At 64.7% G+C, this 15,046-nt stretch carries 12 protein-coding genes; 9 read left to right on the forward strand and 3 right to left on the reverse strand.

Annotated elements, in window-relative coordinates:
- The first annotated feature begins 39 nt into the window (after positions 1 to 39).
- Positions 40 to 444 carry a hypothetical protein gene (locus tag AC4BGB_RS04960; RefSeq protein WP_490545261.1) on the forward strand — a complete coding sequence of 135 codons (405 nt, stop codon included), beginning with the start codon at positions 40 to 42 and terminating at the stop codon, positions 442 to 444.
- Here AC4BGB_RS04960 and AC4BGB_RS04965 read toward each other — a convergent pair.
- Positions 426 to 698: a hypothetical protein gene (locus tag AC4BGB_RS04965; protein ID WP_490545263.1), complete on the reverse strand. Its 273-nt coding sequence runs from the start codon at positions 696 to 698 to the stop codon at positions 426 to 428. The genes AC4BGB_RS04960 and AC4BGB_RS04965 overlap by 19 nt on opposite strands.
- Between AC4BGB_RS04965 and AC4BGB_RS04970 the strand changes: the two genes are divergently transcribed.
- The 8 genes from AC4BGB_RS04970 (at position 687) to AC4BGB_RS05005 (ending at position 10,490) form a co-directional block, all read left to right on the forward strand.
- Entirely contained in the window at positions 687 to 1,958 is a 1,272-nt protein-coding gene (locus tag AC4BGB_RS04970; RefSeq protein WP_490545265.1) for an ATP-binding protein, read from the forward strand. The two genes, AC4BGB_RS04965 and AC4BGB_RS04970, sit on opposite strands and share 12 nt — an antisense overlap.
- A gap of 6 nt (positions 1,959 to 1,964) precedes the next feature.
- Positions 1,965 to 3,020, forward strand: a complete 1,056-nt coding sequence (locus AC4BGB_RS04975; protein ID WP_490545267.1) for an ArdC-like ssDNA-binding domain-containing protein — start codon at positions 1,965 to 1,967, stop codon at positions 3,018 to 3,020.
- Positions 3,017 to 3,535 carry a hypothetical protein gene (locus tag AC4BGB_RS04980; protein ID WP_490545269.1) on the forward strand — a complete coding sequence of 173 codons (519 nt, stop codon included), beginning with the start codon at positions 3,017 to 3,019 and terminating at the stop codon, positions 3,533 to 3,535. Before AC4BGB_RS04975 ends, AC4BGB_RS04980 begins: the two co-directional genes overlap by 4 nt.
- Positions 3,532 to 5,295, forward strand: coding sequence for a type IV secretory system conjugative DNA transfer family protein (locus AC4BGB_RS04985; protein ID WP_490545271.1), 1,764 nt, complete (start codon positions 3,532 to 3,534; stop codon positions 5,293 to 5,295). Before AC4BGB_RS04980 ends, AC4BGB_RS04985 begins: the two co-directional genes overlap by 4 nt.
- A 441-nt stretch (positions 5,296 to 5,736) precedes the next feature.
- Entirely contained in the window at positions 5,737 to 6,720 is a 984-nt protein-coding gene (locus AC4BGB_RS04990) for an AAA family ATPase (protein WP_490545275.1), read from the forward strand.
- A 37-nt stretch (positions 6,721 to 6,757) separates the two neighbouring features.
- Positions 6,758 to 9,199: a S8 family peptidase gene (locus AC4BGB_RS04995; protein ID WP_490545277.1), complete on the forward strand. Its 2,442-nt coding sequence runs from the start codon at positions 6,758 to 6,760 to the stop codon at positions 9,197 to 9,199.
- A gap of 352 nt (positions 9,200 to 9,551) precedes the next feature.
- Positions 9,552 to 10,019 carry a hypothetical protein gene (locus tag AC4BGB_RS05000; protein WP_490545279.1) on the forward strand — a complete coding sequence of 156 codons (468 nt, stop codon included), beginning with the start codon at positions 9,552 to 9,554 and terminating at the stop codon, positions 10,017 to 10,019.
- A gap of 63 nt (positions 10,020 to 10,082) precedes the next feature.
- Entirely contained in the window at positions 10,083 to 10,490 is a 408-nt protein-coding gene (locus AC4BGB_RS05005) for a hypothetical protein (RefSeq protein WP_490545281.1), read from the forward strand.
- Between the two features lie 237 nt (positions 10,491 to 10,727).
- On the opposite strand, the gene AC4BGB_RS05010 is transcribed toward AC4BGB_RS05005, so the two are convergent.
- Entirely contained in the window at positions 10,728 to 13,856 is a 3,129-nt protein-coding gene (locus AC4BGB_RS05010; RefSeq protein ID WP_490545283.1) for a type I restriction endonuclease subunit R, read from the reverse strand.
- On the reverse strand, positions 13,856 to 15,016 hold the full coding sequence (locus AC4BGB_RS05015; RefSeq protein WP_490545285.1) for a restriction endonuclease subunit S: 1,161 nt from the start codon (positions 15,014 to 15,016) through the stop codon (positions 13,856 to 13,858). Before AC4BGB_RS05015 ends, AC4BGB_RS05010 begins: the two co-directional genes overlap by 1 nt.
- Between the last annotated feature and the right edge of the window lie 30 nt (positions 15,017 to 15,046).

Raw genomic sequence — 15,046 nt, forward strand, 5'->3', positions numbered from 1 at the left:
CTCCTCTACGACCCCGCAGTCGAGGAGCAGGAGGCTCCGATGCCCACATTCGAGGACCCGGCCGTTGACGCCGACGAAGTGCAGCAGGCGTTACGCGGACTGGCGCACGCCACTCGTTCCATCGACGATCCGCGCCAGATCTACCCTGTGCTCGGGTCGCTGACGGCGGCAGTCACCTCTCTCGGCCAGGTCCTCCACCAGATCGCTTCGGTCCACGATGGTCCAGCATCCAGAGCATGGTCTTCAGGTGACACTGGTGCAGGGCGGGCTGCGGCGTACCAGGTGTCATGGGAACTCCACCGCTCTGGCGAGGTCCTGCGGCAGGTCACTGAGTCGATCGGTCATGCGCACCAGGCTGAGGCGACGCTCGTCTACGACCGCCATCACGCCCAGGGCATGCGTGAAACGCCGCACCCCTCCCTCGATCACGGGCTCGGACTGTGACCGGCTTCCAGGAAGGCCGGCTGCACAGCGCAGTCCTCGTCGCGCCTCGCCGCGAACGGCACCGGGATCGCCGCCTCCGACGTGCTGCGGCCAACGCACTTCAGCGTGCCGACCGCGAAGGCCGAAAGAACACGGCCAAGGCGAAAACCGATCAGCTCCTGGCCGAGCGACGGTCGACGGTGGTTCTCCCCCGTGCCGGCGAGGCTGGTCCGGCCGCGCTCCGCACTCCGGGGCGCCTTCGCTTGCCGCGCCACCAGGACACCTCGGCGACCCTGGCGGGCGCCTACCCCTTCCTTGCCGAGGGTGGCCTCGGCAGTGATGGAGTCTTCGTCGGGCAGGACCTCTACAGCGGCAGCTCGTTCGTCTACGACCCGTGGGTTCTCTACTCCCGAGGTCTGATCACCGCACCCAACCTGGTGCTCGCAGGCATCGTCGGCGCCGGGAAGTCGGCACTGGCCAAGAGCCTCTACACCCGGTCAATCCCCTTCGGTCGACGTGTCTACGTCCCGGGCGATCCGAAGGGCGAGCACACCGCCGTTGCTGAGGCCGTCGGCGGCAGAGCCATCGCGCTTGGGCACGGCATGACCAACCGACTCAACCCGCTCGACCATGGGCACCGGCCTAGCGGGGTCGATGACGCTCAGTGGACGGCGCAAGTGACCGCGAGGCGTCGCGACCTGGTGGGCGCGCTGGCTGAGACGGTCCTTGCTCGACCTCTGACCCCACTGGAGCACACCGCTATCGATGTTGCCCTCGTGGACACGGTCCGCACTGCGGAGGTCCCGGTGCTGCCGATGGTGGTCGAACGGCTGCTCGCCCCCGACAAGTCGACTGACGATGGTCGCCTGGCCGAGGACGGGCGCCTGGTCGGTCACGCGCTGCGACGACTCGTCGCGGGCGACCTGGCCGGGCTCTTCGACGGGCCCAGCACCGTGCGGTTCGATCCGACACTGCCGATGATCTCCCTCGACCTGTCGAGGGTGACCGAGAACGCCACCCTCATTTCCGTCCTGATGACCTGTTCCTCCGCCTGGATGGAGTCAGCTCTCCTCGACCCGGCCGGCGGGCAACGGTGGGTGATCTACGACGAGGCGTGGCGGCTGATGTCGCATCCAGCTCTGCTGCGCCGGATGGATGCTCACTGGCGTCTCGCTCGGCACTACGGGATCGCGAACATGCTGATCTTCCACAAGCTCTCCGACCTCGACAACGTCGGCGACTCCGGATCCGCGATGCGCGCCCTCGCCTCATCACTGCTGGCCAACGCCCAAACTCGGGTGGTCTACCGCCAGGAGTCCGACCAGCTTGGCGCGACCGCGGCCGCCCTCGGTCTGACAGGGACCGAGCAGTCGTTGCTCCCCACCTTTGGCACCGGGCAGGGGTTGTGGCGGATCAAGCACCGCTCCTTCGTGGTGCAGCATCAGCTGCACCCGGCCGAGCTCGAGCTCTTCGACACCTCCGCCCGCGCGTCGGGCCGCGAGGCCCACCTCCCCAGCAAGCAACGAAGGGGGTGAGGTGCGGTGAGAGCACAGGGCCGGGATCTGGCCGCGCGAGAGGCGAAGCTCGAGGCGGTCCAGCAGCAGCTCACCGAGTCGGTCAGTGCCCTGGTGACGGGCGAGGACTGGAAGCGTGCCTTGGAGTTCGCAGCCAGGTTTCGCTCGCGGTCGTTCAACAACACCATGCTGATCTACGTCCAGCACCAGGCCGCCTACCAGCGCGGTCGCGTGCCCGATCCGGCTCCGACGTACGTGGCCGGGTTCAAGCAGTGGCTCAGCCTCAACCGTCACGTCCTGAAAGGCCAGGGTGGCTACGCCATCCTGGCGCCGGTCACCGCCCGGTTCGCCTCATCGACTCCGGACGATGCGAGCTCCTGGCATCGCCTCGGAAGTGGCGAGAGGCCCCGGCAGGGAGAGGTGGTCCGGTCGCGCCTCATCGGGCTCAGACCCGCCTATGTCTGGGACGTCTCCCAGACCGAAGGCGATCCCATCGCCGAGACGCCGCGAGCCTCGTTGCTGAAAGGGCAGGCGCCCGAGGGCCTGTGGGACGGGCTGGCCGACCAGATCGAGGCACACGGCTTCGGCCTGCGCCTGGTCTCCAACGCACATGCCATCGGCGGCGCGAACGGTCTGACCGACTACCTCACCCGGGAGGTCTCAGTGCGGATGGACATGGATGAGGCCGCCCAGGTGAAGACACTCGCCCACGAGTTGGGCCACGTGATGCTCCACGACCCGGACAGCGCCGACGCGGCCATGCACCGCGGCATCGCCGAAGTCGAAGCCGAATCGATTGCGCTGATGATCGGCGCTGCTCACGGGCTCGACACCACGTCGTACACCGTCCCGTATGTCGCGTCATGGGCGAGCAGCGTCCCGGGCAAGCCTTCGGTCGAGGTCGTGCAGGCGACCGCTGAACGAGTTCGCGGCGCAGCGCTCAGGGTGCTCGACAACCTCGGATCCCGGCAGGTGGGTGACGGAGACCCGCCGGGGCTCGACCGCCAGGCCCTGGTGAGGTCACACAAAGCACCTCTCGCGGAGAACGGTCCGAGCCGACAGGTGGAGGTGTTGCGACGATGAGCATGCTGCACACGTCCGCGCCGTACCGCCGCGATAACCGTGCCTCGCTTCGCGTCCCGGTCCTGATGCCGTTGGTGGAGGTCACCGTCGACGAGGACGGGTGTCTTGACATCAAGCTGGACCACGAGCCGTACACCGCTAACGACGCGCTGCACCGCGAAGACCTTCAACGAGTGCTTGAGGACATCGGCGCCGACCTTGCCGCGCCGGTGCGCGTGGAGGTCAAGGAGGCCGACGGTACGAGCTTCACCGACATCATCACCCCATCATTGGCGACGCCACGTCCAGTCGACCGGGTCCAGATTGCCAGATCGGAGATAGGCGAAGTGGCTGGCGACGGGTTCCTACCGAACGAAGACGTCGCAGTCGCAGTCGTCGTCGCCCACCAGGTTGCGAGCGCCGCCGGAGCTGCCCGGCTGCGGTTGCCACCAGCATTGCTCGCAGCGCACCCCGGACTCATCGTGCTCCTTGGGCAGACATCTGGCACCGTCATGGTCAGCGGAGGTTCGGCGTGAATCCACGCGGCCGCTCCGTCGACGATGGCCTCGTCAATATTGGCCTGATCCTCGTCAGTGCAGCAGGCTTGTTCGCAGCCGTACTCCGGCTTGCCGGAAGCGCCGCTGCCTGGCTCTCAGGAACCGCCCAACCCAGCGGCGGATGGGGAGTCGGCTTCACCGTCATTACGCAGCCCGCCGACCCCGCCGCAGCGCTCGGCTCGTCGGGACTTTCCCCCTGGATCTACTGGCTCGTCGTCACACTCATGATTGCGTCCCTGACCGCCAGCGCGCTGGTGCTGATGCGGCGCATCGGAACCATCAGCCACAAGACCTCGCGTGATCCGCGCCGGCTCGCAGGCATCGCGACAGCTCGGGACGTCCGAGCCGTCGGCTCCCAGAAGGCACTCATTTCTCGGGGGCGAACGCTGCGGCCGTCCCTGACGAAGCCGACAGCTTCAGACATCGGCTACCTGCTCGGGCGATCCCTTGGCCGAGAAGTCTGGGCCTCCGTCGAAGACTCGATCCTGCTGCTCGGCCCACCCAGATCAGGCAAGGGCCTGCACGTCGTGATCAACACGATCCTCGACGCTCCCGGAGCGGTCATCACCACAGCAACCCGGCCCGACAACATCGCTGCAACGCTCACCGCGCGGCAGAAGCTTGGACCAGTCGCGGTCTTTGACCCTCAACGTCTCGCCAACGGATTGCCCGCCGGGCTGCGGTGGTCCCCCGTACGCGGCTGCGAGGACCCGCTCACCGCGATGATCCGAGCCACCGGGCTCGCCTCAGCTACCGGCCTCTCGACCGGCGGAGTCGAGTCCGGGGGCTTCTGGGAGGGCAAGACCCGCACCGCCCTCCAGTCGCTGCTACACGCTGCAGCGCTCGACCAGCGCACCCCCAGCGACCTGTTCGCCTGGACCCTCTCACCTTCAGCGGCCGCCGACGCCGTTGCGATCCTGGCCAGCCACCCTGCCGCAGCGCCTGGCTGGTCGGACTCACTGGAGTCGATGATCCACTCCGACCCCCGGACCCGCGACTCCATCTGGATGGGCGTCTCCCTGGCACTCTCATGCCTGGCCGACCCTCGTGTTCTGGATGCGGTGTCACCGCGGCCCGGGGAGCACTTCGACCCGGTCGAGTTCCTCACCCACAACGGCACCCTCTACTTGCTGGCCACCGGCTCCGGCTCCGGAGCCTCATGGTCACTCGTCGCCGCGCTGATCGAGGATCTCGTCGAGACCGCCCGCCATCTCGCTGCAGCATCACCGGGCGCGCGCCTCGACCCACCACTACTCCTCGCACTCGACGAGATCGGCAACCTCTCCCCCCTCCCGTCACTGCCAATGCTCATGGCTGAAGGCGGCGGCACCGGCATCACCCCCATGCCGGTCCTCCAGTCCCTTTCGCAGGCCCGAGACAAGTGGGGCGACCACGCCGCCGGAGCCATCTGGGACGCCTCCATCGTCAAAGTCATCCTTGGCGGCACGTCCTCAGCACGCGACCTTCAGGATCTCTCAGCACTGATCGGCGAACGCGACGAGGAGACTGACACGGTCTCGGTCGGTGACTACGGCTCCCGGTCCCTGCAGCGCGCAACGCGCCGCGTTCCCGTCCTGCCACCCGAGGTCATCCGGACGCTGCCGTTCGGCACAGCGCTGGTGCTCCTGCGGAGCGCGCCCCCGCTGGTGACCGATCTGCGGCCGTGGACGGATCGCCGTGATGCCGACGACATCCGATCCCAGCGCGACGGGGTGGAGCTCCAGCTCAGACGGAAATAGGCGCGGTGTCCGGTCGGCCTTTGGGAGACATGGGCCGGCGGAGTCCCAAACCGGAAGCGCTGCACATCACCTAGATTGACGCGCGTGGCTGGCCCGTTGTGCGCGCCGGCACGCGACCAACTGGCTCAGAGATGCGGGTTTCAAGTCCCGCCCCAACTACAAAGCGCCTGGTCAGACCGGTGAAGGACAGCGAGGGGGTCAGCCGATTCGGCTGGCTCGCCAAGCGGCTCCCCGCTTTGGGATCATCCCGCGGGAACGGATTGGTCGTCTTTGAGACGTTCAGATGCTCGGCGCGTATGTGTCGGTGTCCCCGGCCACACTTGAGGCAAAGACTGCGGCACGCGGTGCGGCGGGGTGAAGTGGGCCTGACTAAGGTCGCAATACACTTCGGAGCTAGACCCTTAGGAGTGGCTAGGTCGAAGTACGACTGAGGAGGCGCGGATGGCACGAAGCGATCTACTCAAGCGTCTTTTCGCTGCGTACTCTCGATCGGATGATGCAGCGTTCCTGGAGGCTGCTGAGAGGATCATCGCTGACGAACAGCGGTTGGGCCACCGGCTGCTTGCGACGGACTTGGAACATGCACTGATGAGGGACGCAGGTCCAGCGACAGATGCCTCATTGTCCCTGCGGCCGGTGCCCAAGGGCCGCGACGAACGGCCCTTGCTGACACTCACCAAGCCACTGCACGAGATTGAAGACTTGGTCTTCGATGCAACAAACGGCGCCGTGGTGAACGAGGTCGTTGAAGAGAACCGAAGTCGCTCCTTGCTTGCTGGCTATCGGCTCTCGCCCCGGCGCCGGCTGCTGCTTGTCGGTGAGCCCGGCACGGGAAAATCTGCGACAGCCCATGCGATCGCATCGGAGTTGAGTCTGCCTGTGGCGACCGTCTCTCTTGCTGCATTGACCTCTTCGTACCTCGGCGAGACAGCCAGGAACGTAGAATCTGTCATCCGCTTCGCAGAGCGAACTCCTTGCGTGTTGGTATTCGATGAGTTCGATGCGATCGCGACTGAGCGGGCAGCTGGATCCGATCACGCTGAGATTCGCAGAGTTCTCGCAACAATTCTGCAGCTCATTGAGTCGGTGCAGGGTGAGTCGCTGGTGGTTGCTACTTCAAACCACCCGCAGATGCTCGACAGCGCGCTTTGGCGTCGATTCGACGAGGTCATCCACTTCCGTAACCTCGATAGTTCGAACACGGAGCGGCTACTTGAGATGCGGCTCCGCGGTGTGCCGCATCGCATTGGTTTGCGCGCGCTGGCTCAACGTCTAATCAACGTCGCACCCGCAGAGATCGAGCTCATCTGCTTGGACGCTCAGCGGCGATGGGTCCTCTCTGGGCGCAAGACTCTTACCAATGAGGATCTCCGCATGGCAATCGCAAGGCACGCCGTTCGAGGCGCCGCGCTTCGCGGCAAATGAGACGCTAGTTGCCTGCACGAAGGTCTAGCCTCGGGGGATGTCCGAACAGACAAGCTTGTTTGAACCGCGGTGGCACGGTCATTTGCGCCTCGCTGCGGCAACCGAGCCTGGGCCGAGGCAGCCAAGGTCCGCCGGATTCGGTGGATCGACAAAGTTTGGGGACCGCGGAGCGCATGGACGTGATATCAAAACACAAGTCAGTGCGATTAAGGCGAGTCATCGGCGGCGCTCCGGCAGCCTTGGCATCGACCCCGAGTTAGTCCTTGTCTTGGAGACCAACGGACCCCTAGACCCTTATAGAGTCGAAGCCGCGGGTCTGGTCTTACTTGAGATCCGCTCTGATGTCGCCCTAGTCGCATTCGCGGCCGATCCAGACATGACTGAGTTCCTCTCTCGCAACGATAGCTACTCCGCAGGCACGAGGGGCCTGACGGAGAAGGGAAATGTTAGGCGTGCTGCCTACGAGGACCTGTTCGACAAGATTGATGCGGTCCGAACCATTCGTGACGAAGACCTTATCGGTGGCGAACTCGCGGCGCTCGTCGCGCAAGGACGCGCAAACGGCGACCAGCGACTCGAGGTTCACTGTTGGTGTCCAGAAAGTCAGCCTGAGGCAGTTCGCCGAAATGATGAGGTCCAAGAGGCGATCAAAGCGGCAGGCGGGCGCGTAGTTGGTAAGTCCGTGCGGGCTATCGCCGGCTGGTCGGCGATCTGTTGCGATCTGCCCTTGAACGAGATCGGAGCAATTCTTGCGACTGATCGCGTTAGCTGGATCAACGTGATGCCCCGGCCCCTGTTGGGTGCCCCGCAACTTTTCGACGCAACGCCTGACTCGTTGCCGTTGGTGCTTGCGCCTCCGGCGACGGCGCCGATCGTCGCAGTCATTGACAGTGGCATTCGGTCGGCGCACCCACTGCTCGCCCCGGCCACCGTTGGGGTTGAAGTCGTGGGAGAAGGCCTTGCAGATGGCGGTGATGAGAGCGGACACGGCACGCTGGTTGCCAGCCTCGCCCTATACGGATCGCTTGAAGAACCGATTGCTCTGCGGGCGAACCTCACCCCTGCAGGCCGTCTTCTGAGTGTCAGGGTTCTCGATCGAGATGATCGGTTTGTCGACGACGTTGCTTGGCCCGACACGCTCTTGGCGGCGATGAACGTCGCAGTTGAGGCCGGTGCTCGTGTCGTCAACCTCTCAATCGGAGACAATCGCCGGCCGTATCGCGCATCGCGGCCTACTGCGGTCTCCGCTCTGGTGGATCAGTTTGTACGTGATCACCCCGAGGTGGTGGTTGTCACCTGCGTAGGCAACTTTTCGTTAGATGGCTACGAACCCGCGCGACTTGGATCCAATGAATACATTCAGGATCTCTTGGCATCCTCAATCGGCGGAATCTTGGATCCTGGCACCGCGGCACTCTCGATCACGGCCGGGGGCTTGGGCGCCGGAAGTTTGCAGGGTGTTGCAGTTAAGGCATCGGCCGAGAAGTTTCCTATCGGCGGCTCAAGATTGCCTAGCCCGTTCACGCGGGTCGGGCCGGGGCCGATGGGCGCGATCAAGCCGGAGGTTGCCGCGCCGTCGGGCAGCGCCCTGTTCGACAGCCTGCTTGGTCGCGCCGTCCGCGATGCATCGGTGGAAGTAGTTGGAGCCGGCGGAGCGCATCCTGATCAACTTCTAGCGAAGGACAGAGGAACCAGTTTCGCAGCGCCGCTTGTTGCCAATGCAGCGCTTCGAGTTCTTGGCCGCTACCCAGACTTGAACGGAAATAGCGTGCGCGCCCTGCTACTTGTTGGGTCAGAACCCTTGCCGCATATGTTCGAAGTAGACACTGCACCATCACGGACCAATCAAAGGCGACTGGTTGGCTACGGTCAGGTCTCCAGCGCTCGCTCAGAGGCGTCGGATGACCACCGTGCCGTCCTTCTCAGCGAAAACTCGATAACGGTTGATCAGGTTCATTTTTACAGCGTCCCTGTCCCAACTAGCTTTCGGGAATCGGGAGGACTGCGAGTGATCTCCTTGGCACTTGCGTTCGACCCACCTGTCCGGGTGACCAGGATGGATTACCTGGCGAACAAGATGGGGTTCCAGATTTTTCACGGGCCATCCGTTGCTCAAGTGCGAGCCGCTTATGTGAAGGCTGAATCTGACGAAGCGATGCAAGAGGATGTCGAGGCGCTACCGAAGGAACTCGAGAAGTATCGCCTCGATCTTCAGCCGGCCAACACTGAGCGAAGCCGAGGAACTAATCAACTGGGTCGGTACACACGATCGGTGAAGGTTGCCGATGGCACGCCTCACGAGTACGTCGTCGCAGTTCGAAACTTGAACCGTTGGGACGTTGAAGGAGTGTCCCAGAGCTACTCACTCGCGATCGCCCTTGAACGAGACGAGACGCATAACGAGTTGTACGCCGAACTTCGAGCTGAACTACAGCCGCTGGTCGAAGTCGAAATTGAGGCCGAACTTGAGATCGAGTAACCGGCGCCGGGTGGCGCGCTGATCGGCGTGCTGCGTCATTCCACCGCCTGTCGAACGCGATGGGTTAGCAGTCGGCGATGAGTAGAAGTGTTCGAAGACCTAAGTCGCCATTCACGAGTTCAGACGCTGAGCACCGTGACCGCTAACTGGGCGAGTCTGATCGAGCAAAGACGGCACAGGCACCTGGTGGCGCCGCGCGTACGACGTCCCCCCGCTGCGCACCTCGACGGGGGTTCCCACGCAGTAGGCCGACGTGAGCTCGCGGACCATGTCGCCCAGCTCCTCTCTCCTGGCGTCCATCTCCGCTCATGTCGCCTCGCTCTTGTCGGTGGCCGACGCTACGGTCCGTCCCATGACTGACGAGCCCATCCGCCTACGACTCGACGACCAGTGGCACGCGCGCGATCTACCGGTGCTTGCGACCGCGGCGCGGCTAGCCGGTCGTGATGTTGACCTGCCCATCGGGGCGCTAGTGCGCATCGAACTGGGCCTGTCAGAAGAGGAGATCTTGGAGGCCTTCCGCGCACTGCACGACGGTGGGTACCTCGAGGCGGTTGTCGGCGAGGCGTCGATGGGGGACCCAGGCGACGTGTTCGAGGTGCACCTCCGCGAGCGAGGTCGCCGCACCCTCGGCCTCTGGCCCTCCGAGGAGGGCGTGGACGCGCTGGTGGAAGCCCTGAAGCAGGCGGCGGACGCCACTTCCGACCCAGAAGAGAAGACCCTATTGCGTCGTGCCAGCGGGCAGATCGGCATGGTCTCCCGCGACATCATGGTCGACGTGGTGGCGGCTGTCGTCGCAAGACAATCCGGGCTCGGGTGAGGTCCAGAGATGACTGACCAACCCCAGCGCCTGCGCGACAGATGGAACAGCCGCGACTTCCCAGTGCTGCTCGAAGTCGCCCGTCGCCTAGACAGCGGCGAGCAGTACGTCGGAGCCGTCGACATTGCCAACGACCAGGACAACGACTTCACCCGTGACGACGTCGTGGCTGCCATGGACGCACTCGTGCCCGCGTTTCTCAACGGCAAGCCAGTGAACGCAATGGGCGGCCCCATCGACTTCTTCGCCAGCAGACTCACGGAGCGAGGACGCCGAGCAGTCGGTCTCTGGCCCGACGAAGACGCAGCCGCCGAAGCCCTGGTCGAGCTCCTGAACCAGGCCGCCGAGCAGACCACCGACGACGACGACGCGGGCGCCCTGCGGAAGGCCGGACGCCTCCTCCGCTCCGTCCCCAGTGCAGTGCTCGCTGACGTCACAGCCGCGCTTATCCGCCAGCAGACCGGACTCTGAGTCCACACCATGGACGCCGCCGCCTGGTCCAACACCATCGCGGGCGGAGACCCTCCCCCGCAATGCGAAGGCAGAGGTCAGCGGATCGTGCCGATGGCTGGGGACGGCGCGTCACTCAGCCCACCCACTGATTCACACCCCGTCTGCCCTACGGGCGACCGCCACGGATGGCGCCGCGACCCCGGCCAGGCTTGGGACTGACCGCTCTGTTGCGGTACCTCCCCGAGCCGACTTCGATCAGGCACCCACGGGCTCATCGATCGCCGCCTCGTAGAACGCATCGGCCAGGGCCAGGATGACGCCGTTGATCCCAGGGCCGTCGCTGAAGAAGTAGTCGGCCATGGTGTTGTGTGCGCCCTGGTTGTCCACCACCGCCTCGGTGACAGCTGCCTGGAAATCCTGGGACTCGAGGAACTGCTTCTTGGAGTTCACCCGCGTCTGCTTGATCAGGTCGGGGTAGGCCAGCAGCCGCTGGACGAGACCCTGGACGAACTCCCTCACTTGGGACTCGGTGAACGACTCGGCTCCGAAGAGGTCGTTCATCTTGTCGATGACGACCTGGAGGGCGACGTACTTCGGCTCCTTCTTGGTGCCGGTGCCTGCTCCACTGATGCCCTTGAGCTGACCGTCGCCGGTCAGGGAGATGTCGACCGCGGCGGCCTTGGTGTGCTTGATCCCGACCAGGACCACGTCGGACAGGTCGACCTCCGCGGCCCAGGAGGTCTCGTCTATGACGTGTTCGAGCAGGCGCAGGTAGATCGACAGCATCTCCAGGTAGGGGTCGCCGTAGTCGACGATCTGGCTCATGAAGTCATAGAGCCGCACGTAGGTGGAGATGTCCTTGCGGAACAGGTCCAGTGCGTTGAGGGTGACCTTGTCGTCCTCCTCGAGCGCCCGGGCGTATCGGCGTTTGAAGTCGTGCTGGGCCGGACTGATCGCCGCAGACAGAGCGTTGTGGCCCTTCCGGGTGACCCACAGCTCGGCGACCTTGCGGACCTCGTCCTCGGAGTAGATGCCGGCCTGGGCGAGCTTGGTCGCCAGATGAACCACGACGTAGGGGTCGGTCTCGGTCTCCAGGGTGGCGTTCTTGAAGTACGGCTCGAAGGCGTCCTTGATGTCCTCGGGCTTGTTGACGAAGTCGATCACGAACGTCTTGCGCTTGTGCTCGCCCGTGGCGGTGCGGTGCGTGCGGTTGAGCCGCGACAGCGTCTGCACCGCAGTCACGCCGGAGAGCTTCTTGTCGACGTACATCGCGGAGAGCAGCGGCTGGTCGAACCCAGTCTGGAACTTGTTGGCGACCAGCATCACCTTGTAGGTCTCGCCCTTGAACGCTGCCGCCAGATCCGCTCCGGCGCCGGGGTTCAGGTTGGCCTCGGTGAACTCGTCGTCCTTGCTCGGCGCCGGGCCCCAGTCCGCAGACCAGACCTCGTCCTCGGCCATCTGCACCGCGCCGGAGAAGGCGACCAGGGTCCGGTAGGTGTAGGCAGGATCCTCGGCGGCCCGTTTGGCGATATAGGCGTCGATCGCCTTCTTGTACTTCACCGCTGCCTTGCGTGAGTCGGTCACGACCATCGCCTTGGCCTTGCCCTCCAGCAGGTGGGCCACATTGGCGTGGAAGTGCTCGACGATGATCTGCACCTTCTGGCTGATGTTGGTCGGGTGCAGCCGCACCCACCGCATCAGGCCCTTGCGGGCCGCCCCCTCCTCGACCTCGCCCTCGCTGTTGGCGTGGCCAGCGATCTTCAGCGCAGTCTCATAGGCCTGATAGCCCTTCAGGACATCGAGGATGTAGCCCTCCTCGATCGCCTGCTTCATCGAGTACAGGTGGAACTCCCCCGGCTTGCCGTCTGGCCCCTTGCGCCCGAACAGCTCAAGGGTCTTGCTCTTCGGGGTCGCGGTGAACGCGAGATAGGAGATGTTGGGCGACTCCACCCGCTCGGTCATCTCCGCGGCCAAGATCGACTCGACGTCGACCACGCCACCATCCTCGATCTCCATAATCTCCTCAGCGGTCAGGACCTGCTTCAGCTTCGAGGAGATCTGCCCGGACTGCGAGGAGTGGGCCTCATCAGCGATGACAGCGAACTTCTTGCCCTTCAAGCCGGCGTCAGCCCGGATCTCCTCCAGCGCATACGGGAACGTCTGCACCGTCACCGCGATGATCAGCTCACCGTTCTTCAACGCGGTGGCCAGCAGGCTGGACTTCGACTTCGCGCCCGCCTTGCGGACGTCCTCGGGGCTGATAGTGGCCACGATCTTGCCGGTGCCGTCGATCTGACGGATCGCGTCCTGCAGCTGCCCGTCGAGCACCGTGCGATCCACCACCACGATCACGGAGTCGAAGACCTTCACGTTGTCCACGTGCAGCCGGGCCAGCCGGTGGGCGGTCCAGGCGATCGTGTTGGTCTTCCCCGATCCAGCCGAGTGCTCGATCAGGTATCGCTGACCGACCCCCTCCTCGACGACCGCGGTCACGATGTCGGTGACCGCCTCCCACTGGTGGAACCGGGGGAACAGCATGCTCGTCCGACGCACCGAGGCGCCCGTGGCGACGTTCCACTCCTCCTTGGTCTCCACGATCATCAGCCGGCCGATGATGGTGAGCCAGGCGTCCTTCTGCCACACCCGCTCCCACAAGTACGCCGTCGCCGACTGCCCGTCCGCGCCGGGCAGGTTGCCGGCCCCGGCATCGAACCCGGCGTTGAACGGCAGGAAGTGGGTCTTGTCCCCCTCCAGCCTGGTGCTCATCGCCGCCAGGTCGTTGGAGACCGCGAAGTGCACCAGCGCCCGGTGCCCGAACGACAGCAACGGCTCGGCGCGGCCGTTGGTCAGCGGGTTGCGGTCCCTGCGGTACTGCTGGATCGCCTCGTCCAGCGACTGACTGAAGTGCGTCTTCAGTTCCACCGTCGCCACCGGCAGCCCGTTGACGAAGAACACCAGGTCGATGCTGCGCTGGTCGGCGGTGGAGAAGTGCACCTGCCGCATCACCCGCACCCGCATCGCCGCGTAGTGGGCGTTCGTCGTCTCGTTCAGCGTCGTCTCGGGCCGGAACTGCGCCATCTTCAGCCGACCGCCACCGATGTACTGCACCCCGTTGCGCAGGATGTTCAACATGCCGCCACCGTGCTCCAGCGGCTTGTCCAGCGCCGCAGTCAGCACGTCGAGGAACTTCGCCTCAGAGCCGGCGGCCTTCAACGCCTTCTGGTACGCCGCCGACTGCGTCGCCTCCAGCCACTCGACCAGGTCCTCCGGAATGAGCGCGCGCTCGCGGTCATAGCCCGCGTCGTTCGCCGAGTACAGCCAGCCGTGTGCCTTGAGGTGCTCGCAGATCTCGGTCTCGAAGACGATCTCGTGGTGATCGGCCATCACGCCACCTCTCGTATGTCGATCTGACCCATTACCGCTGCCGTGATCAGCGCGGCGCGACGCTCCTTCGAGAGCTCGATGAACCGCTCCGTCTCCGAGATCAGCGCGTCAATCTTCGTGATTCGCTCGTCGAGGTAGCTCGCGATACGGCGCTGCTCCTCGAGCGGGACAAGCGGAATCGGTGTGCGCGCAAGGGTGCCGAGATTCAGACGACGGAACGTCGCGCCCATGATCTGGTAGTCCCAGTAGTCGGTGGTCTGACGTGAGAGCAATGCCCACACGACGAACTTCCTGTCAGCCACCTCCGGCACCAAGGCCACGCGCACCGTGTCTTGCGTCAGGTTGGCCCCCGTCAGATCATCAGAAACGACAGCGACCTTGCCGTACGCGGGACCTATCGAGACGACGAGGTCCCCGCCAGCCAAGACCGACCGGCGATACGCGCTCGCGATCTCCGGCGTTGTCGTTCGCAAAGTCGCCCTCACTGGAGAGGTTCCCTCGCCCGCGATATCGGAGGGACCGATGTAGGGAACACCATCTTCGACGGGCTCCCCTGCTTGCAGGATTCCGTACGTCATCGGACGCTGAGGATCAACGAGTCGCCGTAGGTGGATTCTTTCGTACCCTTCAAGTGCCTCTGCGACAGTCGCGACTCTCCGTTCGCGGAGCATGAGGATGAGCCGCTGCTGCTGTTCGATAAGCGCGTCGATGCGGTCGGTCTCGTGGTCGAGGTAGTCGGCGATGGCGCGCTGCTTCTCCGCCGAGGGCAGGGAGACCTCGATCGTCTTCATCTCGTCCCAGTACAGCCGCCACTGGGAGGGACGGATCCCGGTGGAGCGGAGCGCGTACTGGTCGATAAGCACACGTGAGCGGAGCAGCGAGTGCATGAAGCGCTGGTCGTATGCAGGGCCTGTAGGGCGCAGCACTTCGTAGTCGGGGCTAACGATGCCTCGGTGCTCAGATACAGCGAGTGATCCCTGCCATGCCTTCATCCGGTTAACGACAAGATCACCCGGCTGCACGAGCTGGTAGTTGCTGAGGTTCGCTGGAGTGCGGTTGAAGTTATCCGTCCTGCTGGCCTTCGGAATCACGCCGTGATCGCGGTACACGCTCAGAACCATCGCGTCCTGGTGACCCCGCTCGGAGACTGGCTGGAACATCCAACCGAGACGAGTTGTATTCCAGGCACC

This window comes from Nocardioides sp. Z30_9 (genome assembly GCF_058215735.1).